The organism is Sphingomonas sp. Root241, assembly GCF_001428865.1.
GTDB lineage: Bacteria > Pseudomonadota > Alphaproteobacteria > Sphingomonadales > Sphingomonadaceae > Sphingomonas.
Genome location: NZ_LMIV01000001.1, coordinates 1,227,729 through 1,252,212 on the forward strand (window position 1 = coordinate 1,227,729; position 24,484 = coordinate 1,252,212).

A 24,484-nucleotide genomic window follows, 5' to 3' on the forward strand; every position below is an offset into this window, starting at 1 on the left:
GCCATCAATCGTGACGCGACGAAACCTGGGAGGGTTACTCGCCGATCTTCGCGACGCGCAACGTCGCGATCGGCCTGGCCTCATCCTCGTCGTCGCGGTTCACGCCCTGTTGGAACGACAGGTCGGCGTCGACCAGGGTCTCCGCCTCACTGCGGCGTCCGAAATTGCGGGTCAGCCGGATGAGGACATGTCCCGCGCCGTTGGGGTTGATCCGATCGGCGTCGAAGCCGTTGATCCGCACGGCGTATTCGCCCCGCGGCGCGCGGCGAATGGCATATTCCTCGGGCCCGTAGCCGTCGGTCATGTCGTTCGAGATCTGGCCGCCGGCACTGCTCAATTGGTCGCCATAATAGACGCGCTCGCCATTGGGCTCGTCGACCCACAGGTCGATGTCAGCGTCGTCGGCGGTCCATTCGATGACGATCCGGGCGTCGGTGTCGAGCAAGCCGACCAGTCGCGGATCGAGCGACCAACTGCCGCCCGCCGCCTCGATATCGGCGATCAGCGCATTGGCCTCCATCAGCGCGATCACTTCGAAGCCGTCGAAGTCGTCCGATGCAGGGTTGAGCGCGGCATCGGTGAGCAGCTTGAACGCACGCTCCAGATCGGCGCGACCCCCATTGCCGCGGCTGCGCCCGCGCGCCGCCAGCGCGAGCGCCAGGTCGCGCGCGGGTTGCGGGCGGAATTCGGCATTGGCCGCGGCCAATTGTTCGGCAAGTTCGATCGCGCGATCGTGCGACCGGTCGCGCTCGAGACGGAAAGCTACGATCTGCCGGGTTTCGTCGTCGCTCAACGGCAGTTCGAGTGCGGAGAGCAGCAACTGCCCGGCGGTCGCTTCGTCCCCCTTGCTTCGGAACCATTCGGCGACGTCGAGATAGAAGCTCGGCACCGATCCATAAGCGCGCTCCTGTTCGGAGAGCACGCCCAGTCGGGCCACGGGGGCGGCGGCATCGAGCGCGACGATATAGGGGCGTTTGGCGATCAGATCGGCGAGATCGACCTTCACCGCGGCCTCGGTATCCGGCCGATCGGCGTGGGCAACCGGGACCTCTCGAGCCTGGGTTCCGGTGACGACCACGTCGCTCCCGTCTTCAGCCGAGATCGAGCCCGCCGCGGAGACCGACTCCGCTACGGTGTTTGCCTGTGGGGGAATCCGCGCGCTCGTGACCGTCACCTCACTGCCTTGGTCGAGCACGGTGCCGGGAGCTCTCTGGAGCACTTCCGCCGGCGCGGGTTCGGGCGCGGGCGGCGGCGGGAGGGCCGCCATCGGGGCTACCGGCGGGGCCGGCGCGGGCTGGGGCTTCGGCCGTGGTGCGACGACGAAGCGCCGCTTCCACCACGCCTTGCGTTCACTCCATTGCTCGAGGACATAGTCGAAGCGTTCGCGCCGGTCGTCGAGCGCCTGTTCGTCCGATTCCTGCTTCGCCTCGCGATATTCGCCCATCCATTCCGCGGCGAAGCCCGGTGGCGGCGCGATGTCGGCGCGCAGATATTGGTCGGGCCGTTCGAGCACGAGCAGCGACATCGCCGGTCCGGCGACATGATAACGCCGCGCAAGCTCGACCATCGGCTGATGGCGCGCGGGATCGTCGCCGAGGATCTGGACCTGCTGCGCTGCCCACAACGCGCCGGGCGCATCGGCACGCACGGCATCCTCGCCGGCATAACTGCGTTCGCTACCGTCGCCGAGCCGCACGCGAACGCCGCCGTGATCGGGCATGCGGCCGACGAGCAGCCAGCCACCCTGCGGGGCGGGGAGGGCGCGGAAAGAAACTCGCCGCCCCGATGCATTGCGCACCGCGGCGACCGCCATGCCGGATCCGGTGAGCGCGGCCGCCGCTTCCGTGGCCTTACCCTCGCGCACCCGGACAAGTCGACCGGAGGCACCCTGGGCGAGGCGTCCTAGCCGTGCGCCGTCGGCTTGGCTCGATGCCGTCAGCAGCGACAGTGGACAATCGGGGACGAATTCGGCGCCGCGATCGATCGTCACCAGCCCGTCGGAAACCAGCACGCATTGGCTGGCGGGGGCCAGGCTCAGCCCGTCGAGGCCGGCGAACGAAGTGCCGCCACGATACACGATTTCGCCGAGCGCCTTGCGGAGGCCGGCGACATCCTGGTGCGTGCTGACTTGCGGGCGGTCGCTCGCGAAGGTGACGAGGTCGATCGCGGTCGGTGCCGTCGCGTCGGCGAGGCGCGCGAGCACTTCGGTCTCGAGGTCGGTGCGGTCGCGCCCGTGCGACAGCGAACGGTCCCAATAGACGCGCAGCCTTCCCGCCGGCCTGATCGCAGAAGCCCTGGCGGAATCGTCGATCACGAAGAAGCGTTCGCCGCTCTGGTGTCGCGTGACGATCAGCGGCGTTGCGGGAGGCCCGCCCGCGATCTCCAGCCCGTCGCGCAGCGTTCGGCGTTCGGCGGCTGCACCGCCGCGCCAGCTTCGGCCGTCGCGCGCCAGCGTCACCGTCGCGCCCGCGAAGCGCACTATTGGCGCGGTGTCATAGCCGTCGACAGTAATTTCGAGGCTGGTCTTGCCGATCGCGGCGTCGCGCGCGAGCGGCACGACCACGCCGCGCTCGGGATCGAACGGCATGGCGAAGCTCAGGCGAAACCGTCGCGGATGCTCGCGGTCGATCGGATAGATGCGCGTGGTGAAACGGTTGCCCGCCGAAACTTCGGCCAGTCCGGGATCGATCCCGGCGCGAACCTCGTCCTCATAGAGATTGCGCGCCTTCGGCTGTTCGAGCAGCTGGCCGGGGATCATCGCGTCGCCGACGCTCAGCGCATAGCCGGTAACCACCGCGTCGGGCGGTAGCGCCAGCGCCAGCTTCGCCTCGAATTGCTCCTGCTCGGCGGGGTCGGCTGCGAGCAACAATTCGAGTGTCACGTCGGCCGAGCGCCCGGTCGCGTGCGCGGTGACGAGCAGTTCGTCGATCCGCAGATGCTTCGCGTCGTCTTCGTCCCCGTCGTTCCGAATGCCGCGTTCGGCTTCGGAAAGCGTCGGGTTGAGCTGTGCCGCGACGGGGCCGGGAAACACTGTCAGCAACAGGCCCGCCGCCAGCGAGAATTTCGCGTGCCACCCCATTCGATCCCCCCGAACCCTATGTTTGGAGAGACTATGCGACTGGGCGTACAGCGCAAGGGTCATGGCGGCCCGATGTGGGTCCGAATAGGCTCCTTGCCTTTCCACTTCCCATGGCAGGGCCGCGAGAGCGCGCTATCGGCCGGAGGCGTCCAGGATGAGAGCAGTGATTTCCTTTGGATGCGAGATCAGAGAAACATGGCTCGATCGAACCTCCACTGTCCGTGCCCCCATGCGCGCCGCCATGAAGCGCTGGAGCTCGGGGTTGATCGTCCGGTCATCGGTCGAGACGGCGTAGAAGCTGGGACGGGTGCGCCATGCCGCCTGGGTAGTGCGCCCGCTCAGCAGTGCCCTTCGGAATGGCTGCTGGACAGCGAAGAGTGCGCGCGCCCTGGCGGTGGGCAGGTCGCCGGCGAAGTCCCGTAGGAAGGCTTGCTCGGACAGACGGCCCTCGTCCCCATCATAGACGATGCCCGCCGAGGCCGGTGGCGCAGGAAAGCGGGCGGCGAGGGCGGCATAATCCTCGCCGGCATCAGGCGCCCGCGCCGCCACATAGACGAGCGCGGAGACGTTCGGATGGGCGCCCGCCTCGGTCACGATCATGCCCGAGAAGGAATGGCCCGCCAGCACCGTGGGCCCGTCCTGCCGGTCCAGCACCTTGCGGCAGGCCGCAACCGCTTCGTCCAGCGTCGTCAGGGGATTCTGGACAGAGGTCACGTTCAGCCCCCGAGCCTGGAGGTGCGGGATGACCTCAGACCAGCTCGATCCGTCGGCGAATAATCCGTGGACGAGGACGACGTTGTTCGCCTTCCGCAGCGCCGGGGTGCCCTGGGCGGTCGCCCTGGGTGCGGTTAACATAGCCGCCGCACCCGTTAGTAGCGAAGTTGCGAACGTCCTGCGATCCATGTTCATAATGGCCTCCCTGATCCGTGCTTCCTCCAGATCGCCATGCCGCCCGAGAGCTCGATCAGCTGCGCATTCACCCGGCGATTGTCGTCGGGAAGCAGGTCGGCAATCTTCAGGCCGATATCGTCCCGCTCACCGCCGCGACCTTCCGGTTGCGTTCCGGATTATCACGAACCATGTCGCTGCTGAAGTCGGTCCGGATCGCGCCCGGCCATCTTCAATGCGCGTCACGTGCGCAAGGTATACGCGGTCCTCCGGATGGGTGTGCGGCAGAAGCTTGATGCCGCCCGCGACCTTTACCCGGACGACATAGGGGTCTGGCCTGGTCGGGTCGGCGACAACCTTGGCGAGTTCCGCGCCAGCCGGGAACGCCGCGAAAGGTTCGAACCGGATCGCCTCGGGATGGATCGATCCGCCGTCAACGGCGCTGTCGAACACCACCACCCGCACATGTCGTCCGACTCGATCTCGTCGATCAGGAGCTGGAATTGCCGGACCATCTCAGGGCCCATGATACTGAGCGGCGGTAGTCGAACGTGACGCGCCAATAGGCCGAGGTGTGGCGCGTCAGACGGATTTGTATCGGTCGGCCCTGGGGGCCATCGAAGCTTCCCTTCGCGGTGTTGCGGGACGACCACGAGATGTCGCGCCATTGGTCGGAGCACGATTGGACGAAGGTATCGCCGAGACCATCGTGTCGTTGATGCCGGGCTCCACTGGATCCAGCTGTCGTTGCGCGGCACGTCAGTGGTCGATGCCCGCTATCCGCACGGCATGCTGACCCGCTATGCCGAATTCGTCCGGGCAGACAGGATGCTGTAACGGTCTCCGTCCTGCCGCCGGAGAGTCAGGGAGAACGCATGACGTCGTGTATCCATAGTACAACGATCAATCAGGTGACGCCGAGCGCGGAGGGCTGCGAGGAGTGCCTCGCGATCGGCAGCCCATGGCTTCATCTCCGCATCTGCCGCGCCTGCGGCCATGTCGGCTGCTGCGACCAATCGCCGCACCGCCACGCCACCGCGCATTTCCGCGCCACGCGTCACCCGATCATCGAGGGCTATGACCCGCCCGAGGGCTGGGGCTGGTGCTATGTCGACGAGGTCGAGGTCGATCTGCCCGACCAGACGCCGCAACGCGGGCCGATCCCGCGATACTATTGAGTGGAAGGACAGGCGTCATGTCGAAGCAGCGTTCGGACAAGCCCAGAATCAAACCCTTCGCCGGGCCGGCCGGCGGATGGGGCTCGGTACGCTCGCTCGCCGAGATCCTGCCGCGTGAGCGCGTCACCCCCGATGCGCTGCTCCAGCTCGCGCGCCAGAACAAGCCCCATGGCTTCATGTGCACCAGCTGCGCCTGGCCCAAGCCCGCCGATCACCATCCCGCCGAATTCTGCGAGGAAGGTGCGAAGGCGACTGCATGGGAGCTGACCACGCTGCGCACCACGCCGGAATTCTTCGAGCAGCACACGCTCACCGAGCTGCGCGAGTGGAAGGATTATGATCTCGAGCAGCACGGCCGGCTGACGCATCCGCTGCGCTACGATGCAGCCACCGACAAATATGTCGCGTGCAGCTGGGAAGAGGCGTTCGACGCTATCGGCGCGGCGCTCCGCCCGCTTGATCCCAAATCGGTCGCTTTCTATTCGTCGGGACGCACTAGCCTCGAGGCGTCGTACATGTACGGGCTGATGGCGCGGATGTTCGGCAACCAGAACCTGCCCGACAGCTCGAACATGTGCCACGAATCCACTTCGGTGGGGCTGAAGGCGGCGATCGGGGTACCGGTAGGAACGACGCGGCTCGTGGATTTCGAGGCGTGCGACGCGATCTTCTTCTTCGGCCAGAATGTCGGATCGAATGCGCCGCGGATGCTCCACGACCTGCGCAGCGCGCGCAAGCGCGGGGTGGAGATCATCACCTTCAATCCGCTTCGGGAGCGCGGGCTCGAACGCTTCACCGATCCGCAGAACCCGATCGAAATGGTGATCGGCGGCGAGACGCAGATCTCGAGCCAATATCATCAGGTGAAGGCCGGCGGCGATATCGCCGCGATGCTCGGCATCGCCAAGTTCCTGATCGAATGGGACGATGCCGCGCTGGCGGTCGGCGACTCGCCGGTCCTCGATCATGAATTCATCGCGCAGCACACGCATGACTTCCATGCCTTCGCCGATGCGGCGCGCGCTGCGGAATGGGCGGATATCGAGCGCGAGTCCGGACTGGCCCGATCGGCGCTGGAGCAGGCGGCGCGGGTCTATGCGAAGGCGAAGGCGGTGCTGGCCATCTACGGCATGGGGCTGACCCAGCATGTGAAGGGCGTCGAGAATGTCCGCATGGTGGTCAATCTGCTGCTGCTGCGCGGCAATATCGGCAGGCCCGGCGCGGGCCCGACGCCGGTGCGCGGCCATTCGAACGTCCAGGGTCAGCGTACCGTCGGCATCACCGAGAAGACCGAACTGGTGCCCGTCGAGAGGCTGAAGGAGCTGTACGGCTTCGATCCGCCGACCGAGAAGGGCCTCGACACCGTCGAGACCTGTCGCGGCGTGATCGACGGATCGGTCAAGGCGGTCATCGGTCTGGGCGGCAATTTCCTCCGCGCAGTGCCGGAAACCGCCGCGATGGAAGAGGCCTGGCCGCGTCTCGATTTGTCGGTCCAGATCGCGACCAAGCTCAATCGCAATCATCTCTTCGCCGGGAAAATCACCTATCTCCTGCCCTGTCTCGGCCGAATCGAGGAGGACGTGCAGGCAAGCGGGCCGCAGGCGGTATCTACCGAGGATTCGACCAGCTGCATCCACGGTTCGCGCGGCAAGGCGAAACCCGCCGGCCCGCACCTTCTGTCCGAGCCGCGCATCGTTGCGGAGCTCGCCAAGCGCATCCTGCCGCCCAATCCGCGCGTGGACTGGGACGGCTGGGTCGCCGATTACAGCCGGATCCGGGACGCAATCGAAGCGACCTACCCGGCGATCTTCAAGGACTATAACAAGCGTCTGTTCACGCCCGGCGGCTTCTGGAAAGGCAACAAGGCGGCCGAACGCATCTGGCAGACGCCGAGCGGCAAGGCCGAGTTCCTTGCGCCGAGCGGGTTGAGCGCAACCGGGTTCGCCGATGCGGAGGGACGCTTCCGGCTGATGACCCTGCGCTCGAACGACCAGTTCAATACGACGATCTATGGCTATCACGATCGTTTCCGCGGCGTGAAAGGGACGCGCGACGTACTGTTCATCAATCGCGAGGACATGGCCGTGGCGGGTGTGTCCGAAGGCCAGACCGTTGCATTGGAGAGCGACGCCGGGGACGGCAGGCTTCGCCGGCGCGAGGGCCTGATCGTCACGCCCTACGACATCCCGCGCGGCTGCCTGGGGGCCTATTATCCGGAGGCGAACGTGCTGATGCCGGTCGAGCATCATGCCGAGCAGAGCCACGTCCCCGCGGCGAAATCGGTGCCCGTTCGGATCCGGGTTTGACCGCCGTGCGGACTCTCGCATTCGAGCGGATCGGCGCCGACGGCAGCGCCGACCTGCGGGAGCGGGCGATCGCCGAGGAAGTTCCGGTCGCGATCGAGTGCAATGGCCTTGGCTATGCCGTGCTGATGGCCAGCCCAGGCGATCTGCTCGATTTGGGCTATGGCTTTGCCCTGACCGAGCGGCTGATCGACGATGCGCGCGATATGCTCGACGCCGAAGTGCATGTGCTCGAACACGGCACGGTCCTGCGCCTGACCTTGTCGCAGCGCGTGGCGCACCGCATTTCGGACCGCGTCCGCCATCGCACCGCCGACTCCTCTTGTGGACTGTGCGGAGTGGAAAGCCTCGAACAGGCGCTGCGTCCGCTGCCTCCACGATCGGCGCACTGGGCGGGCGAGGACCAGGCGATCTTCACTGCGCTGCACGCTCTCGAGGAGACGCAGCCGCTCGGCGCGGCGACACGCGCAGTGCACGCCGCGGCAGCCTGCACGCAGGCGGGCGCGATCCGCCTCGTTCGCGAGGATGTCGGCCGCCACAACGCATTCGACAAGCTCATCGGAGCGATGCTGCGCGAAGGCCTCTCCTGGGATCATGGCTTCGCCTTGCTCACTTCGCGCTGCTCCTACGAACTGGTGGAGAAAGCCGCTTTGTCGGATTGCCCCATGCTCGCGACGATTTCCGCTCCCACTGCTCTCGCGCTTGAGCGCGCCAGGGCGGCGGGGCTGGAATTGCGGGTGCTGACGCGGGCCGACGCACTGCTGCGACCGCTCGCGTGAAACTGCTCGGCGCCATCCTTGCCGGCGGCCGCTCGCGTCGGTTCGGCAGCGACAAGGCAGAGGCCGTGCTCAATGGACGGACACTCCTCGCGCACGTCGCAGATGCGCTTCGTCCGCACTGTGATGCTCTTGTCGTTTGCGGCCGAACGCATCGCGAAATGGCCTCGCTGGAGGATCGCCCGAAGGCTGGTCTTGGTCCGCTCGGTGGGCTTTGCGCGGCCCTGGCATATGGGGAGGAGGCGGGCTTCGCCGCCGTGCTCAGTGCGCCTTGCGACGCGCCCGACCTGCCGCCGGACCTTTACGATCGCCTGTCGCAGGAATCCGGGGCGGCCTGTGTCGTCGATCTGCCGCTGGTCGGCCTCTGGCCCTGCGCGCTAGCGGCACACCTGGGGTCCTGGCTCGATGAGAGCAGCGATCGTTCGTTCACTACCTGGGCGCAGGCGGTGTCGGCGACCCCGGTCGAATTCGTGCACAAACTCGGCAACATCAACACGCCTGACGATCTGGGCGCATTCGAATGGCGACGCGCAATACGCCGGTGAGCGGGGGCGCCGCGTATCCAAATTTATCAAGGAAACGGAGGGCGTCGATGGGATTGCTTGTTAACGGCAAGGCTGCAGCCGCCGAAGGCTCTGTGCTGGTTCCATCGGGCGCGAACGCCTATGCCCTTTCACTGCCAAGCGGACCGATGCCGCTACGCTTCGAGCCGAATGCACCGATCAACCTCCGCATCGAGAATGGGACACTGATCCTGTCGGGTAAGCCCAACCTGGGCGCCGCTGCGACACTGCACGGTTTGTCGGTGGTCGGCGTGCCTCACACGATGGCAGTGATGGTCACCACCATGGGCACTGAGAGTCCGTACTACTTCATCAGCTATACGATCTACCGCAGTTGAAGGTCGATGCCTTCAGTTCATCGATACCGATCTTTGTAGCAGCGATTCGCGAGCGGTATTCTGTGGCCGCACGAATGCAGCCGAGTGCCTTTCAAAAGGAGGCAATATGGCACTCTGGAAACGCGCAGGTCGATACTATCTCGACTTCACAGGCCCGGACGGAAGCCGATGGTACAAAATCCCCGACAGCTCCGCGCAGGGCGTGCTGATTTCGGCGTTACAGGGCCGTGTAAGGTGTTGAGATACAGGTAGAAAATATGGTGGACGCACTTGGGCTCGAACCAAGGACCCGCTGATTAAGAGTCAGCTGCTCTACCAACTGAGCTATGCGTCCATTCCGGGGCGTTTCCGGCGCTCTTGGTGAGTGCGCCGCCGCGTTTGGAGGGGCGCGGTTAGCAAAGCTTTCGGGGATTGCAAACCCTAAAATGCGCGTCCCTCGAAACTTTACCAGCGCTGCTTGCGGCGGCTCTCGCGATCGATCGACATCAGGATGCCGAAACAGATCATGAAGGTCATCTGCGCAGTGCCGCCGAAGCTGATCAGCGGCAGCGGAATGCCCACCACGGGAGCGAGCCCCATCACCATGCCCATGTTGATGGCGGTGTAGAAGAAGATCGTCGCGGAGAGGCCGGCGGCGGTGAGCCGGCCGAAGCGGCTCTTCGCGCGCATGCTCACGCTGATGCCCCAGCCGATCAGGCAGCCGAAAGCGACGATGATGAACAGGCCGCCCATCAGTCCCCATTCCTCCATCATCGTGGCCAGGGCGAAGTCGGTATGGCCCTCGGGCAGATAATCGAGATGGCTCTGGGTGCCATTGAGGAAGCCCTTGCCGAAGATGCCGCCCGATCCGATCGCGATCTTCGACTGGCTGATGTGGTAGCCGGTGCCGAGCGGATCGCTCTCGGGATCGAGGAACACGAGCACGCGGTTGCGCTGATAATCGTGGAGCACGAAATTGACGACGAGCGGAACCGCCGCGGCGAGCGCCAGCCCGCCGCCGATGAACAGGCGCAGGGGGATGCCTGCGAGGAACATCACTGCGATACCGCCGCCGGTGATCATCAGCGCGGTGCCGAGATCGGGCTGGAGCATCACCAGAGCGGCGGGGAGGCCGATCAGCACCGCGCCCGGCCAGAGTGCGCCGAACTTGCGGATCTCGCTTGCGGGCAGGATCTCGTAGAAGCGCGCCATGGTGAGGACGATCACCGGCTTCATCAGCTCCGATGGCTGGAGGCGGATGATGCCGAGGTCGAGCCATCGCTGGCTGCCGCCCGCGACGGCGCCCAGTGCCTCGACCCCGAGCAGCATCAGCAGGATGACGCCGTATAAGGGAAAGGTGGCATGCGCCCACCATCCTTCGGGGACGCGTGAGAGCGCGATCGCCATGCCGAAGAAGACGAAGAACTTGGTCCCTTGCGAGAACGCCCAGGGATAGAGACTGCCGCCCGCCGCCGAATAGAGTACGACCAGTCCGAAACAGCCGACCGCGAGCACCAGCACCATGATCTTCCACGGCAGCTGCGCGAGCGGGGCAGGAATCATGCCGGGGCCGAGCGTACTCATTCGTCGCGCTCCACCGGGGCGCCGGCGACGTCGCCGACCGGCACGCTGGCATTGGCGGCTTCGGAAACGACATCGCTTGCCGCCGCTTCGGCATCCTCGGGAACGGGCGGAGGAGGGGCTGCCTTCGCCGCCGCCTGCGCTGCGTTGAACGCCTCGCTCTTCGCCGCCATCCGCTCGGTATAGGTGCCGCCCCAGCCTTTCTCGAGCGCGTGCAGCGAGGCCATCGCCTTCTCGCGATCGAACAGAAAGGTCATTATGTCGCGCGCGGTGGGTGACACGTCGGTGACCGGGTTGACGTGGCCATGATGCTCGAGAACGATCGAAGCGGCGTAACGCGGATTGTCCCACGGCGCGAAGCAGACGAACAGCGCATGGTCGCGCAGCTTGAAGGGGAGCGCAGCGTTCTTGAGCACGCCCGAGCTGCGTTCTGCCGAAGTGATGGCGCGGACCTGCGCAGTGCCGGTTTTGCCGGCCAGCTCGATGCCGGCGATCGGCAAACGCGCCTTGCCGCCGGTTCCGCCCCCATTGATCACGGCCCACATGCATTGGCGGACCGTCTGGATATGCTGCGGGTCGATGCCGAGCGAGGGCGCCGGCTCGTGCGGCTCGTCGAGCAGCAGGCGGGGTACGATCGCGCGGCCCTGCGCCATCCGCGCCGCCATCACCGCCAGCTGGAGCGGATTGGCGAGAACATAGCCCTGTCCGATCGACGCGTTGACCGAGTCCGCGATGGTCCAGGGCTGTTTGTACTTCTTCAGCTTCCACGCGCTGTCGGGCACGGTGCCGTAACGCTGACTCGTGTAAGGCAGGTCGAAGCGCTGCCCGAGGCCCATCTCTCGCACCGTGGGCGCGAAGTGGTCATAGCCGAGTTCGCGCGCCATCGAGTAGAAATAGATGTCACAGCTCTGCGCGACGGCACGCTCCATGTTGACCGCACCGTGCCCGCCGCGCTTGTGGCAATGAAAGGCGCGATTCCCGATCTGCAGTGCGCCACTGCATTGCACGGTGGCCTGGGGCGATATGCCGGCGCGCAGGATCGCCAGCGAATGCATCGGCTTGACGGTCGATCCCGGCGGATACAGCCCCTGCAGCACCTTGTTCATCAAGGGCACGTGATCGTCCCCCGAAAGCATCTTCCATTCGCTCTGGCTGATCCCGTCGGAGAAACTGTTGGGATCGTAGCCGGGCATCGAAACCATCGCGAGCACGTCGCCGGTCAGGCAGTCGAGGACGACGATCGAGCCCGAATTATCGGCAAGCCGCCGCGCGCAATATTCCTGCAGCCCCGCGTCGATGGTCAGCTTGACGGTTTTGCCGGGCACATCGGGCCGCGTCGTCAGCTCGCGCACCAATTTGCCGCGGGCGGTGACCTCGACGCGCTTGGCGCCGGGCACGCCGCGCAACCGGCTCTCGAGCGTCTTCTCGAGTCCGTCCTTGCCCATCTTGAACCCGGGCGTGACCATCAACGGATCCTTGGTCTCCTTATACTGCTCGGCCGAGGCAGCGCCGACATAGCCGATCAGATGGCCGACTCCGGCGCCGAGCGGATAGTTGCGCGTGAACCCCTGCGTCGCCTGCACCCCCGGCAATTCGGGCAGCCGGACGAGCACCTTGGCATAGCGTTCCCAGTCGAGGCGTTCCTTGACCTGCACCGGCTTGAAGCCGTGGGCGCGCTTGAGGTCGGTGGCGATGCGCGCCATCTCCTCCGGGGTTAACTCCAGGATGCGCTGGAGCTCGGCCAGGGTTTCTTCGCGCCGCTCCAGCCGATCGGGTATCAGATCGACGCGGAAGTCGGTGCGGTTGTTGGCGAGCGGCTGACCATTCCTGTCGATGATCCAGCCGCGGCGCGGCGGGCTCAGCGTCTGGCTGACGCGGTTGTCCTCGGCCATGAGCCGGTAATGCTCGTTCTCGTAAACCGAGAGCCAGGTCATGCGCGCGGCGAGCGCCAGCGCGACGGCGCCCTGCGCGCCTCCCATCAGCAATGCGCGCCGCGAGAAGCTGTATGCCTGTGACGCCTCGGTGACCTTCAGCACCTCAATGCTTCCTCACGTCGCGGTCGAACCAGGCGCAGAGCCGATAGATCAGTGGAAACAGCGCGGCAGAGGTGACGACCTGCAGCAGCAGCGCGGTATCGACATGCGAGCCGAAGGGCGAGGCGACCAGCCGCCCGGCAATCAGGCAAAAGCCGATGGCACCCGATGCGATCAGCCAGTCCTGCCAGAAATCGCGCCATACCAGCCGCGTATCTAGCACGTCGATCGCCAGCACGCACAGCGTCCACAGCAGCATCGCCGAGCCGAGCGGCTGCCCGCTCACCATATCGTCGAAGAAGCCGAGCAGCACGGGCATCCAGACGCGCATCGAATCGCCGCGCACCATCCGCCAGCCGAGCAGGATCATCAGCCCGAACGGCGGCAGGAACGGCACCACCGCGATCACGGGAAGCAATGTCATCAGCGAACCGAGCATCACCGACAAAGGCGCGAGCCAAAGCGCGCGCGGCGGCTTTTCGGCATGCCCCATCGGGATGAATTCGATGGGGCTCACGGCGCGGACCTGGGCTGTGCCGCGGTAGGCGAGGGGGAGGGCGAGGGCGTCGGGGTCGCTACCGGCTCGGGCAGGAAGGTTTGCTGGACCAACGCGAAATCGAGGGCGTCGGGATTGACCGCGGGCTGGGCGATGGCGATGTCGCCCTGGGTACGGACCACGCGCGCGACCGGGATGTTCGGCGAGAAGACCCCGCCGGTTCCCGAAGTGACGAAAACATCTCCGGGACGGAAGCCCATCGTCGCGACGCTGGCCGAGCGGATGTCGATCAGCCCGTCGCCGCGTCCCGAAGCGATCGCCGGAAGCCCGTCGCGCGTGCGGCGCACGGGCACGATGCTCTCGGGGTCGACGACCAGCAGCACGCGCGCGCTGTTGGGGCTGGTCTCGATGACCTGACCGACCAGCCCGCTGGGATCGCGCACCGGCTGGCCGCGCTTCACGCCCTGCCACGATCCGGCGTTGAGCGTGGCGTAGCGCCGGGTGCTCGACGACGAGCTGTTGACCAGCCGCGCCGCCACGATCGCGTCGGTGGTCACGTCACGCAGCTTGACCATCTCGCGCAGCCGGCGATTCTCCTGGTCGAGCGTCTGCGCGCGCGACACCGACAGCGCATTGTCGGCGAGTTGCTTTTTCAGGCGAGCATTCTCGCCGTGAACGTTGAAATAGCTGCCAATTCCTTGGGGGATGCCCCCCAGACCACGCCGCACCCAGTGGAACCCGGAAGCGATCGGAGTGGTAATCTCGGCGACCACGCCCCGCAGGGGAGCGAAGGCCGGCGGATTGAACGTCGAGAGCAACAGCAGCACCGCGCCGACCAGTCCGCCGCCGATCAAGCCCATGTAACCGATGAAGAGCCCGTATTGCGCCCGCCGCGAAAATCCGGGGCGCCGGTTGCGTGGCGGCGCCATGTCCCCTCGCTCCTTAGACCTGGATGAGCACGCCGCGGAACATCGGGTCCTCGAGCGCGCGTCCGGTGCCAAGCGCGACGCAGGTCAGCGGATCCTCGGCGACCGTCACGGGCAGGCCCGTTTCGTCGCGAAGCACCTCGTCCAGCCCCTGGAGCAGCGCGCCGCCGCCGGTGAGCACGATGCCCTGGTCGACGATATCGGCGGCCAGTTCGGGGGCGGTGTTCTCGAGCGCGATGCGCACGCCCTCGACGATCGTGCCGACCGGCTCGCTGAGCGCCTCGGCGATCTGGCCCTGGTTGATCTGGATTTCCTTGGGCACGCCGTTGACGAGGTCGCGGCCCTTGATGTGGATCGTCGCGCCGATGCCGTCGGCCGGCGGCTTGGCCACGCCGACTTCCTGCTTGATCCGCTCGGCGGTGGCTTCGCCGATCAGCAGGTTGTGGTTGCGGCGCACGTACGAGACGATCGCCTCGTCCATCTTGTCGCCGCCGACGCGCACACTTGTCGAATAAGCGAGGCCGCGCAGCGAGAGTACTGCGACTTCGGTGGTGCCGCCGCCGATATCGACGACCATCGAACCGATCGGCTCGGTGACCGGCATGTCGGCGCCGATCGCGGCCGCCATCGGCTCCTCGATCAGCCACACCTGCGAGGCGCCGGCGTTCGACGCGGCATCGCGGATCGCGCGGCGCTCGACCGAAGTGGAGCCCGAGGGGACGCAGATCACGATCTGCGGCCAGCGCATGAAGCGGCGCTGCCCGTGGACCTTCTGGATGAAATGCTTGATCATCTGCTCGGCGACATCGATGTCGGCGATCACGCCGTCGCGAAGCGGGCGAATCGCCTCGATCGAGCCAGGCGTCTTGCCCATCATCAGCTTGGCGTCGTCGCCGACGGCCTTGACCCGTTTGACGCCGTTGAGCGTCTCGACCGCCACCACCGAGGGCTCATTGAGGACTACGCCGCGTCCGCGAAGATAGACGACGGTGTTCGCGGTGCCCAGATCGATCGCCATGTCGTGGGACATGAATTTGAAAAAGCGGGAAAAAGCCATTCGTTGTTCCGTCCTGCCGCACGGGCGCCCGCCGCCGGCTGTTCGCACCAGATTTTAGCCCTGACCCTTCCGGATTGGACAAAAAATCCATCTCGGTGCATGCGCTTGCGGGTCGCGGGATGCCGCCCGTTGGGCTAGACAGACTGCCATGTCAATACGCCGTCTCCCCGAGCATCTTGTCAACCGAATTGCAGCTGGCGAAGTGGTCGAACGCCCTGCCAGCGCGCTGAAAGAACTGGTTGAAAACGCTATCGATGCGGGCGCTTCGCGGATCGCCGTCAGGCTCGTTACCGGCGGGACCGAATTGATCGAGGTCATCGACGACGGCTGCGGCATGAATCCCACCGACATGGCGCTCGCGCTCGAGCGCCATGCCACCTCCAAGCTGCCCGACGATGCGATCGAAGCCGTCGCGACATTGGGTTTTCGCGGCGAGGCGCTGCCGTCGATCGCCAGCGTCGCGCGGCTGACGATCGAGAGCCGATTGCGCGGTGCCGATGGCTGGTCGCGCATTGTCGACAATGGCGAGCTGGTCGCCGAGGGCCCGGCCGCGCTGCCGCCGGGCACGCGCGTGCGCGTCGAGCAATTGTTCGCCCGCGTGCCGGCGCGCCGCAAGTTCCTTCGCTCGCCGCGCGCCGAATATGGCGCCAGCCTCGATGTCGTTAAGCGGCTGGCCATGGCGCGGCCCGACATTGCCTTCTCGGTCGAGCACGACGGCCGTCGCGTGCTGTCGGTGCAAGGCGGCGAGACCCGACCCGAACGCGTTGCCGCGCTTACCGATCGCGATCTCGCTGGGAACAGCGTCGCGATCGACTTCCAGCGCGAGAGCCTCGTCCTCGGCGGCGTCGCCGGGCTGCCGACCTTCAATCGCGGCGTGGCGGATCACCAATATCTGTTCGTCAACGGCCGCCCAGTGAAGGACCGGCTGCTCGCCGGCGCGGTCCGCGGCGCTTATGCCGAGATGCTCGCGCGCGATCGCCATCCGGTGGTGGCGCTGTTCCTCGATGTCCCGCCCGACCAGGTCGACGTCAACGTTCATCCCGCCAAGACCGAAGTCCGCTTCCGCGATCCCGCGCTCGCCCGCGGCATGATCGTCAGCGGCCTGCGCCGCGCCCTTGACGAAGCCGGTCACCGCAGCGTCCAGCGCCCGAGGGAGGCGGCTTTGGGGATGTGGCAGCCGGGGCATGTGAGCGGGCCTGATCCGGAAGCATTCGCGTGGAGCCCAGTCAGTCCCGCGGCGGACGGAGAAGGACTGAAGCATTATTCAGGCCTCGCGCTCCACGATCGCCGCCCCACCTTCTTCACCCCGCCGCCGCAAGCCCGCGCCGAAGCCGCGCATGCGCCTGTCCCTCAGACGATAGACTTCCCCCTCGGTGTCGCCCGCGGGCAGGTTGCGAAGACCTATATCGTCGCCGAGGCCGAGGACGGACTCGTCCTCGTCGACCAGCATGCCGCGCACGAGCGCCTCGTCCTCGAGCGGATGCGGCGGGCGATGCAGGGCGGTGGCGTCGCCAGCCAGGCGCTGCTGCTGCCCGAAGTCGTCGAGCTCGAAGAGCCCGCCTGCGATCGGCTCGAGGCACGCATCGAGGAACTGGCGCAATTTGGCCTCGAGCTCGAACGTTTCGGCCCGCGCGCGATGCTTGTCCGCGCAACGCCCGCAGCGCTGGGACAGGGCAACGTCCACGGCCTCGTCACCGATCTCGCCGACGAACTCGCCAGCTTCGACGAGGCATTGTCATTGAAGGAACGGCTCGATCATGTCGCCTCGACCATGGCGTGTCACGGCTCGGTGCGCGCGGGCAGGATCCTCTCGGTCGCCGAGATGAACGCGTTGCTCCGCGAAATGGAAGTCACGCCGCATTCGGGCCAGTGCAATCACGGTCGCCCGACCTGGGTGAAACTGGCGCATGGCGACATCGAGAAACTGTTCGGACGCAAATAGCGCATAGCGTGATCGCATACCGTCGGCACCACTCGCTTAGTCGCGACCGCTATACGTGTGCAATACAGTATGTTATGGCGTTGCTTTGCTATCTTTCAGGGGGTGGGAATGTCGATCCGCTTGCTCGCGGCTGCTGCTGTTACGTGTCTGTTTTCGCACGCCGCCATTGCGCAGGATGCGCCGATTGATCCGGCCAAGCCGGTCCAGGAGAAGAAGCTCTGCCGTTCGGTCACGCCGACGGGAAGCGTGATGTCGAAGCGCATCTGCCTGACCAAGACCGAATGGGCGAAGCTCAACGGGGAATATGAGAAGCGGAACGAAGCCTTTCGCGAGAATCAGAGCCGCGGCGGCCAGCTCGGCGCGCAATAAGCGACCTGCCTCAGCGGGCGCGGGCGCGGGCGCGGGCGCGGGCGCGAACCGGCGCGGAGCGCGTGCCGCGGGCGGTCCATTGCGGCAGGTTTGGCCGGCCGTCGGCGGTTGCGGCGAAATCGACGACGCAGATATAGCCGTAGCGGCGATGCTCGCCGCAGCCGATGCCCGCAAAACGGAAGTCGTTCTTGAACAACAGCGTGCGATGGCCGCGGCCGGGTACACCGTCGTCGACGATCATCTGGCGGATCACTGCGTCGGCATCGGCCATGCCATAGGAAATGCTTTCGCCGACGAAGATGTCACCGCCGCGGCGCCTGACGCGCTCGCCGGGGCCGGATCCGTCGCGTGAGACGTGCCCCATGGCGCCGATCATTCCCTGATCGTCGGCATGATCCTGCGCGGCGAGCGCGAGCAGGTCGCCCCGTTCGAGCGGTGGGAGCGGGGCCTGGCGTTCGAGAAAGCGGATCGCCTCGTCGACCGCCGATACGCCTTCGCGCGTGTAAGTGCCTTCCTCGCCCGGCAGGAACAGCATGTCGCCGTCGAAATAGCGGCGATATTCGCGCAGATCCTCGGCAAAAGCGCGGGGATCCTGGCGAACGTCGTTGATCCGCTCGAGCACCTGCGCCTCGATCGAACGGCCGCGCGGTTCGCTATCGGTGGCGGCAATCAAAAGGGCTGAGCAGGCCGCGAGCGCGGCGGCGGCGAAACGCCCGATACGCATGTTACAGATCCCCCCGGAACCCGCCGCGTACGCGCGCCGGACGTCTATGGTGATGCAGCACATCCTAACCCCATGACGAGGCGTGTGGATAGTCCGGAGTTAACCCTAAATGCGGGTTCAGCGGCGCCCGTCCGGTTTGCGCGCGAATTCGGCGACGCACATCACGCGGTAGGTCTTGTGCGGCCCGCAGCCGATTCCGACGAACCGCATCTCGGCCGCGAACACCGTGCGGCGGTGGCCGCGATTAGGCACGTCGTCGTCGACGATCAACTGGCGCACGACTTCGACTGCAGAGGGTGGACCGTAGGTGATCGTCTCCGCGACATAGTCGCCCCCGCCGTGCCGCCGGACGCGATCGCGCGGATCGTCGCCGTTCTTCGAGAAATGACCGGTCGCTCCGCGCGGTCCCTGTTCCGCGACATGCGCGCCGGCTGCTTGGGCGAGAAGCCGGGCAGGGGAGAGCGGCGGCACCGGCGGCTGGCGTTCGAGGAACGCGATCGCTTCATCGACGGCGGCGACACCCTCCGCGGTGCGCAGGCCTTCGGGCTTGGCGGGATACTGCACGATCTTGCCGCGGAAATAGCGGCGATACTCGCGCAGGCGCCCGGCATAGTCGCGCGGATGCTGGCGCGCGAAGTTCAGTTCGGTGACGATCTCGCGTTCGAGCGCACTCTCGGGCGCGGCAAGCGTCGCGGCGAGAGGGAGGAGAGCGGCCAGCATCCTCCAATTTTTTGCGTCCCTGCCGGCTGAATGCAAGCCGCGGATCGATCATGCACGAAAAAGGCCGCCCCGGATGCTCCGGAGCGGCCCTTTATTTCGGAATGCGACGAAAGCCTCAGCCCTCGGCGTTCTCGCTCTCGTCCGCGGCAGGCTCGGCCTGCACTTCGGCGGTCGCGCCCGGCTCGGCGTTGGGATCGTAATCCTCGGTGAAGCCGGCTTCGTCCTTCTCGAACATCGCCGTCATCACGTCGACGCCCTGCGACTGCATCTCGGCCTCTTCCGGCGAGCGGGCGACGTTGACCTTGACGGTCACCGACACCTCGGGGTGCAGCGCAACCTTGATCTCGTACACGCCGATCGACTTGATCGGACGGTCGAGCACGATCTGCGCCTTGTTGACCTTGTGGCCGTCGGCAGTGATCGCCTCGACCAGGTCACGAACCGCGACCGAGCCGTAGAGCTGGCCGGTGTTCGAAGCCTGACGGATCAGCGTGACCGAAACGTCGTTGAAGTTGCCGGCTTCCTTCTCGGCGTCGCTGCGGCGCGAAGCGTTGTCGGCTTCGATGCGCGCGCGATTGGCCTCGAAGACCTTGCGGTTGGCGGCGTTCGAACGAAGCGCCTTCTTGTTGGGGAGAAGGAAGTTGCGGGCGAACCCGTCCTTGACCTTCACCACGTCGCCGATGGCGCCGAGCTTCTCGACGCGCTCAAGCAGGATGACTTCCATGTTCTCTGCTCCTTACTTGACGATGTAGGGCAGCAGGCCCAGGTGACGGGCGCGCTTGATGGCCTGGGCCAGCTCGCGCTGCTTCTTCGCGCTCACCGAAGTGATGCGCGACGGGACGATCTTGCCGCGCTCGGACACGAAGCCCTGAAGCAGACGGACGTCCTTGTAATCGATCCGGGGCGCATCCTTCGCGGAGAAGGGGCAGCTCTTGCGGCGGCGGAAAAATGGGCGTGCCATGATCTATATGCTCCTTATTCGCCGCCGAAACCGGTGTTGCCGCCGGCATCGTCGCGATCGCGACGGCCACGGCCGCGCTCGCGGTCCTGACCCTTGCGCATCATCACGCTCGGACCTTCTTCCAGCCCATCGACCTTGACGGTCATGTAGCGGATCACGTCCTCGTTGATCTGCGTCTGGCGCTCGAGCTCGGCGACCACGCCCGCGGGGGCATCGATCTCGAGCATCACGTAATGCGCCTTGCGGTTCTTGGCGATGCGATAGGCGAGGCTGCGAAGACCCCAGGTCTCGGTCTTGACGACCTTGCCCTTGTGATCCTCGACGATCTTGGTGGCGGCTTCCGCCAGTGCGTCCACTTGCGCCTGTGCCAGATCCTGGCGCGCAAGGAACACGTGCTCGTAAAGAGCCATGCGTTTCTTCTCACTGTTGGCCGATCGCTGACGCGCACCCCATGTGCAACGCCCCTCCGGCTGTCGTCTCAAAAGCAATCGGGCGGAGACACGTCTCCACCCCGACCGAGCGGCCTATGCGAGCAAAGCGCCGGAAATGCAAGCGCCAAGGTGCGCGCTTATGGTTAGATGGTCCGCCGCACGAAGCAATCGATACCGCTCGCCTGCGCCCGCGCGCAGAGCCCTTCGGTTTCGGTGCGCATCGCGGGCAGGCTCTGCAGCCGGTGGAGCGATCCGACCTGCTCGACCGTGACAGAGACCCCGGCCTCGATCAGTCGCGCGCGCTGGCGTTCGGCGGCATCGGCGGAGCTGAATGCCCCCAATTGCGCCTGCCAGGCCTCGCCGGGCGGCAGATCCGCGGCCGCGGCCAAAGCGAGGCGCTGCGCGCGGGCGCGGCGCTGTGTTTCGATCAGCGCACCCAATGTGACGGTAGCCGGCCTGTCGACATGGCGGCGCGGTTCGCGACGGGTGACGTCGAATGCCGCTGCTGGGCCGGGACCTTGCCGCGACGCCTGTGCGATGCCGAGGATTGGAAGCACGCCGACGACCGGCAGGCTCGCCAGCGCGACGAACAGCCACCGCCGGCGCGGCCGCCTGCGCAATGCGATCGGAAAGGAGGAATCGGTATCGGTCACGCACGACTCGTTACGGTTAACGACCGTTAACGCACGAGCCCCGGATATTGCTACCCGGTCCCGAAAAGAGACGCGAAAACGGCGGAGCCCGAGGGCCCCGCCGTCTCATGCCGGTGACAGGCCGGCGGTTTAGCGGATCATGTTGGCGAACACGGCGCCGATGATCCCGCTGGTGATCGCGACCAGCACCGCATCGTTGCCCGACTGGACGTAGCGATAGCCACGGGGCGGGGCGCGGAGACCGCGATACTGGCGATAGTCGATCTGCCTGTAGTTGCGGGCATAGCGGCTGTCGAAGCGCTGGCCGCGCTGCCAGTTGCGGTTCTGCCAGTTGTGGCTCTGGTAACCGCGATCGTCCCGGTAGCCGTAGCCGCGCTGGTCGTCGCGATGGACGACCTGCTGTCGGGGCGCGTCGTAGCCGCGATACTGTTGCGGCGCTGCGGCGGCCATAACCGGGGTGGCTGCGATCGAAGCGGCGACCAGGCCGAGAATGATCTTCTTCATGACTTTACTCCTCTTGTTCGCGCCGTTTCCGGCGTTGAGACCTATCTAGGAGTCGCTTGTCGCAGCCTTGTCCCGGCCACCGGGCAAAATGGTCGCCATTTGTCGCGCGGACGTCTGGTTCGTTCAGGTTGCGAAGCGGACAGGCTTGCCCGCATTGCGCAACGGCACTAACCCGCGCGCCTTCACCAAGGAGAGGCAAATGCGCGCGTTCATCTTCCCCGGGCAGGGCAGCCAGGCCGTTGGTATGGGCAGTGCGCTCGCCGCCGCCAGCCCGCATGCGCGCGAAATCTTCCAGGAAGTAGACGAGGCGCTCGGCCAGAAGCTGTCGAAGCTGATGGCGGAAGGTCCCGAGGACCAGCTCACCCTCACCGCCAACGCCCAGCCCGCGATCATGGCCAATGCCATCGCCGTGCTGCGCGTACTCGAAAAGGACGGCGGCATCCGTCTGGGCGAGAAAGCCGATTTCGTCGCGGGCCACAGCCTCGGCGAATATACTGCGCTCTGCGCTGCCGGCGCCTTCGATCTCGCCACCACCGCGCGGCTGCTGCGCACGCGCGGCGATGCGATGCAGGCGGCGGTGCCCGTCGGCGTCGGCGCGATGGCGGCATTGCTCGGCACCGATCTCGCCAAGGCACAGTCGATCGCCGATGCCGCCGCGCAGGGCGAGATCTGCACCGTCGCCAACGATAATGATCCCGGCCAGGTGGTGATTTCGGGCCATCTCGGCGCGATCGAGCGCGCGCTGCCGCTCGCCAAGGAAATGGGCGCCAAGCGTGCGCTGTTGCTGCCGGTCTCGGCGCCGTTTCACTGCCTGCTGATGCAGCCCGCCGCCGACGCGATGGAGGCCGCGCTCGCCGCAGTCGTGGTCCAGTCGCCGCTCGTTCCCGTCTATGCCAATGTCACCGCCGCGCCGGTCACCGATCCCGCGACGATCCGCACCTTGCTCGTCGAGCAGGTCACCGGGATGGTCCGCTGGCGCGAATCCGTGCTCGCGATGCAGGAGGCAGGGGTGACCGAGTTCGTCGAATTCGGCGGCAAGGTCCTCGCCGGCATGGTCAAACGCATCGCCCCCGACGCCACCACCACCAGCCTCGTCACCATGGACGACATCGAGGCGCTGGCGAAATCGTTGTGAAGAAGTAAGGTGGTTCACGCAAAGGCGCAAAGGCGCGAAGATGGATCGGCTTGAGGCAGCAGCATCCGATGTCGTCGATGCCGCGTTGATGCTGCATCGAGAGATCGGACCCGGTTTGCTCGAGAGCGTTTACGAAACCCTTCTGGCGGCGGAGCTCATCCGCCGCGGCCATTCGGTTTTGCGGCAGCAGCCGATCGATTTCGAATTCAACGGCTTGCGTTTCGAAGGTGCATTTCGCGTTGACCTGCTCGTGAATGCTCGGCTCGTGGTTGAAATCAAGTCTGTCGAGCGCTTGAGCGGCGTCCATTCGAAACAGCTGCTTACGTATCTCAGACTTATGAAGCAGCCCCTTGGGCTGCTTATCAATTTTGGTGGCGAGACGCTTAAAGAGGGCCTCAAGCGCGTGGCCAACAACTACGTTCCCTTTGCGCCTTAGCGCCTTTGCGTGAACCATTTTCTTTTCTTAAGGATCGGAGCTCCGAAATGTTCGACCTCACAGGTATGACCGCTCTCGTCACCGGCGCTTCGGGCGGGATCGGTTCCGCCATTGCCAAGGGCCTCGCCGCACAGGGCGCGCGGCTGGCGGTTTCCGGCTCGAATGCCGAGAAGCTCGAGGCCTTCCGCGCCGAGCTCGGTGGCGATCACGTTGCACTGCCGTGTAACCTGTCCGACGGCGCCGCGGTCGACGCGCTCGTGCCCCAGGCGGTGGAAGCGCTCGGCAAGCTCGACATCCTCGTCAACAATGCCGGCGTCACCCGCGACAATCTCGCGATGCGGATGAAGGACGAGGAGTGGGACACGGTGATCCGCGTCAACCTCGAAGCCGCATTCCGCCTGATGCGCGCCGCCGCCAAGCCGATGATGAAGGCGCGCTTCGGCCGGATGATCTCGATCACTTCGGTCGTCGGCGCGACCGGCAATCCGGGGCAGGCGAACTATGCCGCGTCCAAGGCCGGCCTGGTCGGCATGTCCAAGGCTCTCGCGCAAGAGCTCGCCAGCCGAAACATCACCGTAAACTGCGTGGCCCCCGGCTTCATCCGCTCGGCGATGACCGACGTGCTGCCCGAGGCGCAGAAGACCGCGCTGCTCACCCGCATCCCCGCGGGCGATCTCGGTACGGGCGAGGATATCGGCGCGGCGGTGGTCTATCTCGCCAGCAAGGAAGCGGGGTACGTCACCGGCCAGACCTTGCATGTGAACGGCGGGATGGCGATGCTCTGAGCCCCGGGGCTGGAGTGACCATCATGCGTATCCTCGCAACTGCCGCGCTGCTGGCGCTCGCGGCACCTGCGCACGCTGCCGATCTCGCGACGATCGATTGCGTCGCGGGGAAACTGAGCCCCGTCGTCACTGCGAAGCTCCACGCCGACGTCTCGCGCAACATGGCCGAGAGCGGCAAGCGGCCGAGCTACGATCCGGCGGTCGGCGGCAGCATCGCCAGCGCCGCCGCGGCGTGCGGGCTCGAGCATAATTGGTCCGAAGCGGCGATAAAGGCCGCGCGGATTTATACGCTCGCCAGGCTCGGCATGCCGGTCGCCCAGCGCGTCATCGGCGAGCGTGGGTTCGACGCCGCGGCGCTGGAGGATCAGTTCCAGACATTGCCCGAAGAGGCGCGCAATCGTCCGCTCACGCCGGCGGAGAACCAAGAGTTGGTCAAGGGATCGGTGACCGAGGAAGCGAAGCAGACCCGCGAGAATGCCGAGCTGCTGGCCGAATATTTCGCCTTCCTCAGCACGATCCAATATGCGAGCTTCGCTTTTTCGCAGGCGTGAAGCTTGCGGTGCGGGGGTGTCCCCCCTTGCAACCGCACCCCCGGCATTCTAGGTGCGTTCACACAGAATTCAGAGC

26 protein-coding genes and 1 tRNA gene are annotated in these 24,484 nt (G+C 66.1%); 11 read left to right on the forward strand and 16 right to left on the reverse strand.

Features of this window, described 5'->3' with window-relative positions; all coding sequences use genetic code 11:
- Positions 1-34 precede the first annotated feature (34 nt).
- The 3 genes from ASE13_RS05655 to ASE13_RS19745 form a co-directional block, all read right to left on the reverse strand.
- The gene (locus ASE13_RS05655; protein WP_056612544.1) at positions 35-3,079 is read right to left on the reverse strand and encodes a VIT domain-containing protein; all 3,045 of its coding nucleotides are present in this window, start codon (positions 3,077-3,079) and stop codon (positions 35-37) included.
- Positions 3,080-3,211: 132 nt separating this feature from the next.
- Positions 3,212-3,934 (reverse strand): alpha/beta fold hydrolase, encoded by a 723-nt coding sequence (locus tag ASE13_RS05660; RefSeq protein ID WP_235536857.1) that lies wholly within the window; start codon positions 3,932-3,934, stop codon positions 3,212-3,214.
- Between the two features lie 180 nt (positions 3,935-4,114).
- The gene (locus ASE13_RS19745) at positions 4,115-4,420 is read right to left on the reverse strand and encodes a hypothetical protein (RefSeq protein WP_156404748.1); all 306 of its coding nucleotides are present in this window, start codon (positions 4,418-4,420) and stop codon (positions 4,115-4,117) included.
- A gap of 422 nt (positions 4,421-4,842) precedes the next feature.
- Between ASE13_RS19745 and ASE13_RS05670 the strand changes: the two genes are divergently transcribed.
- The 5 genes from ASE13_RS05670 to ASE13_RS05690 are packed head-to-tail and all read left to right on the forward strand — an operon-like array spanning position 4,843 to position 9,125.
- Positions 4,843-5,145, forward strand: a complete 303-nt coding sequence (locus ASE13_RS05670) for a UBP-type zinc finger domain-containing protein (RefSeq protein ID WP_056612551.1) — start codon at positions 4,843-4,845, stop codon at positions 5,143-5,145.
- A gap of 17 nt (positions 5,146-5,162) precedes the next feature.
- A complete protein-coding gene (locus ASE13_RS05675; protein WP_056612553.1) occupies positions 5,163-7,451 on the forward strand; it encodes an FdhF/YdeP family oxidoreductase in 2,289 nt (762 codons plus the stop codon).
- Between the two features lie 5 nt (positions 7,452-7,456).
- Entirely contained in the window at positions 7,457-8,227 is a 771-nt protein-coding gene (gene fdhD, locus ASE13_RS05680) for a formate dehydrogenase accessory sulfurtransferase FdhD (RefSeq protein ID WP_235536858.1), read from the forward strand.
- Complete coding sequence (locus ASE13_RS05685; RefSeq protein ID WP_056612556.1) at positions 8,224-8,769, forward strand: molybdenum cofactor guanylyltransferase; 546 nt, start codon at positions 8,224-8,226, stop codon at positions 8,767-8,769. Before fdhD ends, ASE13_RS05685 begins: the two co-directional genes overlap by 4 nt.
- A 47-nt stretch (positions 8,770-8,816) precedes the next feature.
- Positions 8,817-9,125 (forward strand): hypothetical protein, encoded by a 309-nt coding sequence (locus tag ASE13_RS05690; RefSeq protein WP_156404749.1) that lies wholly within the window; start codon positions 8,817-8,819, stop codon positions 9,123-9,125.
- 258 nt (positions 9,126-9,383) lie between these two features.
- Here the strand turns inward: ASE13_RS05690 and ASE13_RS05695 are convergent.
- From ASE13_RS05695 to ASE13_RS05720, 6 genes are all read right to left on the reverse strand, one after another.
- A tRNA-Lys gene (locus ASE13_RS05695) sits at positions 9,384-9,459 on the reverse strand.
- A 110-nt stretch (positions 9,460-9,569) separates the two neighbouring features.
- Positions 9,570-10,688, reverse strand: a complete 1,119-nt coding sequence (gene rodA / locus ASE13_RS05700; RefSeq protein ID WP_056612560.1) for a rod shape-determining protein RodA — start codon at positions 10,686-10,688, stop codon at positions 9,570-9,572.
- Positions 10,685-12,721, reverse strand: coding sequence for a penicillin-binding protein 2 (gene mrdA / locus ASE13_RS05705; RefSeq protein ID WP_268801279.1), 2,037 nt, complete (start codon positions 12,719-12,721; stop codon positions 10,685-10,687). Before mrdA ends, rodA begins: the two co-directional genes overlap by 4 nt.
- 1 nt (position 12,722) lies before the next feature.
- Positions 12,723-13,235, reverse strand: coding sequence for a rod shape-determining protein MreD (mreD, locus tag ASE13_RS05710; protein WP_235536859.1), 513 nt, complete (start codon positions 13,233-13,235; stop codon positions 12,723-12,725).
- Complete coding sequence (mreC, locus tag ASE13_RS05715) at positions 13,232-14,143, reverse strand: rod shape-determining protein MreC (RefSeq protein ID WP_056612563.1); 912 nt, start codon at positions 14,141-14,143, stop codon at positions 13,232-13,234. Before mreC ends, mreD begins: the two co-directional genes overlap by 4 nt.
- A gap of 13 nt (positions 14,144-14,156) precedes the next feature.
- Positions 14,157-15,197, reverse strand: a complete 1,041-nt coding sequence (locus ASE13_RS05720) for a rod shape-determining protein (protein WP_025494655.1) — start codon at positions 15,195-15,197, stop codon at positions 14,157-14,159.
- A 148-nt stretch (positions 15,198-15,345) separates the two neighbouring features.
- Between ASE13_RS05720 and mutL the strand changes: the two genes are divergently transcribed.
- Both mutL and ASE13_RS05730 read left to right on the forward strand, forming a co-directional pair.
- A complete protein-coding gene (gene mutL / locus ASE13_RS05725) occupies positions 15,346-17,139 on the forward strand; it encodes a DNA mismatch repair endonuclease MutL (RefSeq protein WP_056612565.1) in 1,794 nt (597 codons plus the stop codon).
- Positions 17,140-17,247: 108 nt separating this feature from the next.
- Positions 17,248-17,508, forward strand: coding sequence for a hypothetical protein (locus ASE13_RS05730; RefSeq protein ID WP_056612567.1), 261 nt, complete (start codon positions 17,248-17,250; stop codon positions 17,506-17,508).
- Positions 17,509-17,518: 10 nt separating this feature from the next.
- On the opposite strand, the gene ASE13_RS05735 is transcribed toward ASE13_RS05730, so the two are convergent.
- The 7 genes from ASE13_RS05735 to ASE13_RS05765 form a co-directional block, all read right to left on the reverse strand.
- Positions 17,519-18,232, reverse strand: coding sequence for a CAP domain-containing protein (locus tag ASE13_RS05735; protein WP_200955579.1), 714 nt, complete (start codon positions 18,230-18,232; stop codon positions 17,519-17,521).
- A gap of 117 nt (positions 18,233-18,349) precedes the next feature.
- Complete coding sequence (locus ASE13_RS05740; RefSeq protein WP_056612569.1) at positions 18,350-18,952, reverse strand: CAP domain-containing protein; 603 nt, start codon at positions 18,950-18,952, stop codon at positions 18,350-18,352.
- A 115-nt stretch (positions 18,953-19,067) separates the two neighbouring features.
- Entirely contained in the window at positions 19,068-19,676 is a 609-nt protein-coding gene (rplI, locus tag ASE13_RS05745) for a 50S ribosomal protein L9 (protein WP_056612571.1), read from the reverse strand.
- A gap of 12 nt (positions 19,677-19,688) precedes the next feature.
- Positions 19,689-19,913 (reverse strand): 30S ribosomal protein S18, encoded by a 225-nt coding sequence (gene rpsR / locus ASE13_RS05750; RefSeq protein WP_010543816.1) that lies wholly within the window; start codon positions 19,911-19,913, stop codon positions 19,689-19,691.
- Positions 19,914-19,927: 14 nt separating this feature from the next.
- Positions 19,928-20,323 carry a 30S ribosomal protein S6 gene (rpsF, locus tag ASE13_RS05755; protein ID WP_056612573.1) on the reverse strand — a complete coding sequence of 132 codons (396 nt, stop codon included), beginning with the start codon at positions 20,321-20,323 and terminating at the stop codon, positions 19,928-19,930.
- Positions 20,324-20,487: 164 nt separating this feature from the next.
- The gene (locus ASE13_RS05760) at positions 20,488-20,997 is read right to left on the reverse strand and encodes an SPOR domain-containing protein (RefSeq protein ID WP_056612575.1); all 510 of its coding nucleotides are present in this window, start codon (positions 20,995-20,997) and stop codon (positions 20,488-20,490) included.
- Positions 20,998-21,126: 129 nt separating this feature from the next.
- On the reverse strand, positions 21,127-21,501 hold the full coding sequence (locus ASE13_RS05765; protein ID WP_056612577.1) for an RcnB family protein: 375 nt from the start codon (positions 21,499-21,501) through the stop codon (positions 21,127-21,129).
- 199 nt (positions 21,502-21,700) lie between these two features.
- On the opposite strand from ASE13_RS05765, the gene fabD reads away from it, so the two are divergent.
- Genes fabD through ASE13_RS05785 form a run of 4 tightly spaced genes read left to right on the forward strand, consistent with a single transcriptional unit; the run spans position 21,701 to position 24,408 of the window.
- A complete protein-coding gene (gene fabD / locus ASE13_RS05770; protein ID WP_056614774.1) occupies positions 21,701-22,636 on the forward strand; it encodes an ACP S-malonyltransferase in 936 nt (311 codons plus the stop codon).
- Positions 22,637-22,676: 40 nt separating this feature from the next.
- The gene (locus ASE13_RS05775; RefSeq protein WP_056612579.1) at positions 22,677-23,072 is read left to right on the forward strand and encodes a GxxExxY protein; all 396 of its coding nucleotides are present in this window, start codon (positions 22,677-22,679) and stop codon (positions 23,070-23,072) included.
- 47 nt (positions 23,073-23,119) lie between these two features.
- Positions 23,120-23,857: a 3-oxoacyl-[acyl-carrier-protein] reductase gene (fabG, locus tag ASE13_RS05780; RefSeq protein ID WP_025494677.1), complete on the forward strand. Its 738-nt coding sequence runs from the start codon at positions 23,120-23,122 to the stop codon at positions 23,855-23,857.
- Positions 23,858-23,880: 23 nt separating this feature from the next.
- Positions 23,881-24,408: a hypothetical protein gene (locus ASE13_RS05785; RefSeq protein WP_056614777.1), complete on the forward strand. Its 528-nt coding sequence runs from the start codon at positions 23,881-23,883 to the stop codon at positions 24,406-24,408.
- Positions 24,409-24,484: the final 76 nt, after the last annotated feature.

What these genes read in the sequence shown, in the direction of transcription:
- ASE13_RS05655 (WP_056612544.1), bottom strand. Translation starts at nt 3,079, where the DNA reads ATGGGGTGGCACGCGAAATTCTCGCTGGCGGCGGGCCTGTTGCTGACA.
- ASE13_RS05660 (WP_235536857.1), bottom strand. Translation starts at nt 3,934, where the DNA reads ATGTTAACCGCACCCAGGGCGACCGCCCAGGGCACCCCGGCGCTGCGG.
- ASE13_RS05670 (WP_056612551.1), top strand. Translation starts at nt 4,843, where the DNA reads ATGACGTCGTGTATCCATAGTACAACGATCAATCAGGTGACGCCGAGC.
- ASE13_RS05675 (WP_056612553.1), top strand. Translation starts at nt 5,163, where the DNA reads ATGTCGAAGCAGCGTTCGGACAAGCCCAGAATCAAACCCTTCGCCGGG.
- ASE13_RS05690 (WP_156404749.1), top strand. Translation starts at nt 8,817, where the DNA reads ATGGGATTGCTTGTTAACGGCAAGGCTGCAGCCGCCGAAGGCTCTGTG.
- rodA (WP_056612560.1), bottom strand. Translation starts at nt 10,688, where the DNA reads ATGAGTACGCTCGGCCCCGGCATGATTCCTGCCCCGCTCGCGCAGCTG.
- mreC (WP_056612563.1), bottom strand. Translation starts at nt 14,143, where the DNA reads ATGGCGCCGCCACGCAACCGGCGCCCCGGATTTTCGCGGCGGGCGCAA.
- ASE13_RS05720 (WP_025494655.1), bottom strand. Translation starts at nt 15,197, where the DNA reads ATGGCTTTTTCCCGCTTTTTCAAATTCATGTCCCACGACATGGCGATC.
- mutL (WP_056612565.1), top strand. Translation starts at nt 15,346, where the DNA reads ATGTCAATACGCCGTCTCCCCGAGCATCTTGTCAACCGAATTGCAGCT.
- ASE13_RS05730 (WP_056612567.1), top strand. Translation starts at nt 17,248, where the DNA reads ATGTCGATCCGCTTGCTCGCGGCTGCTGCTGTTACGTGTCTGTTTTCG.
- ASE13_RS05735 (WP_200955579.1), bottom strand. Translation starts at nt 18,232, where the DNA reads ATGCGTATCGGGCGTTTCGCCGCCGCCGCGCTCGCGGCCTGCTCAGCC.
- ASE13_RS05740 (WP_056612569.1), bottom strand. Translation starts at nt 18,952, where the DNA reads ATGCTGGCCGCTCTCCTCCCTCTCGCCGCGACGCTTGCCGCGCCCGAG.
- rplI (WP_056612571.1), bottom strand. Translation starts at nt 19,676, where the DNA reads ATGGAAGTCATCCTGCTTGAGCGCGTCGAGAAGCTCGGCGCCATCGGC.
- rpsR (WP_010543816.1), bottom strand. Translation starts at nt 19,913, where the DNA reads ATGGCACGCCCATTTTTCCGCCGCCGCAAGAGCTGCCCCTTCTCCGCG.
- rpsF (WP_056612573.1), bottom strand. Translation starts at nt 20,323, where the DNA reads ATGGCTCTTTACGAGCACGTGTTCCTTGCGCGCCAGGATCTGGCACAG.
- ASE13_RS05765 (WP_056612577.1), bottom strand. Translation starts at nt 21,501, where the DNA reads ATGAAGAAGATCATTCTCGGCCTGGTCGCCGCTTCGATCGCAGCCACC.
- fabD (WP_056614774.1), top strand. Translation starts at nt 21,701, where the DNA reads ATGCGCGCGTTCATCTTCCCCGGGCAGGGCAGCCAGGCCGTTGGTATG.
- ASE13_RS05775 (WP_056612579.1), top strand. Translation starts at nt 22,677, where the DNA reads ATGGATCGGCTTGAGGCAGCAGCATCCGATGTCGTCGATGCCGCGTTG.
- fabG (WP_025494677.1), top strand. Translation starts at nt 23,120, where the DNA reads ATGTTCGACCTCACAGGTATGACCGCTCTCGTCACCGGCGCTTCGGGC.
- ASE13_RS05785 (WP_056614777.1), top strand. Translation starts at nt 23,881, where the DNA reads ATGCGTATCCTCGCAACTGCCGCGCTGCTGGCGCTCGCGGCACCTGCG.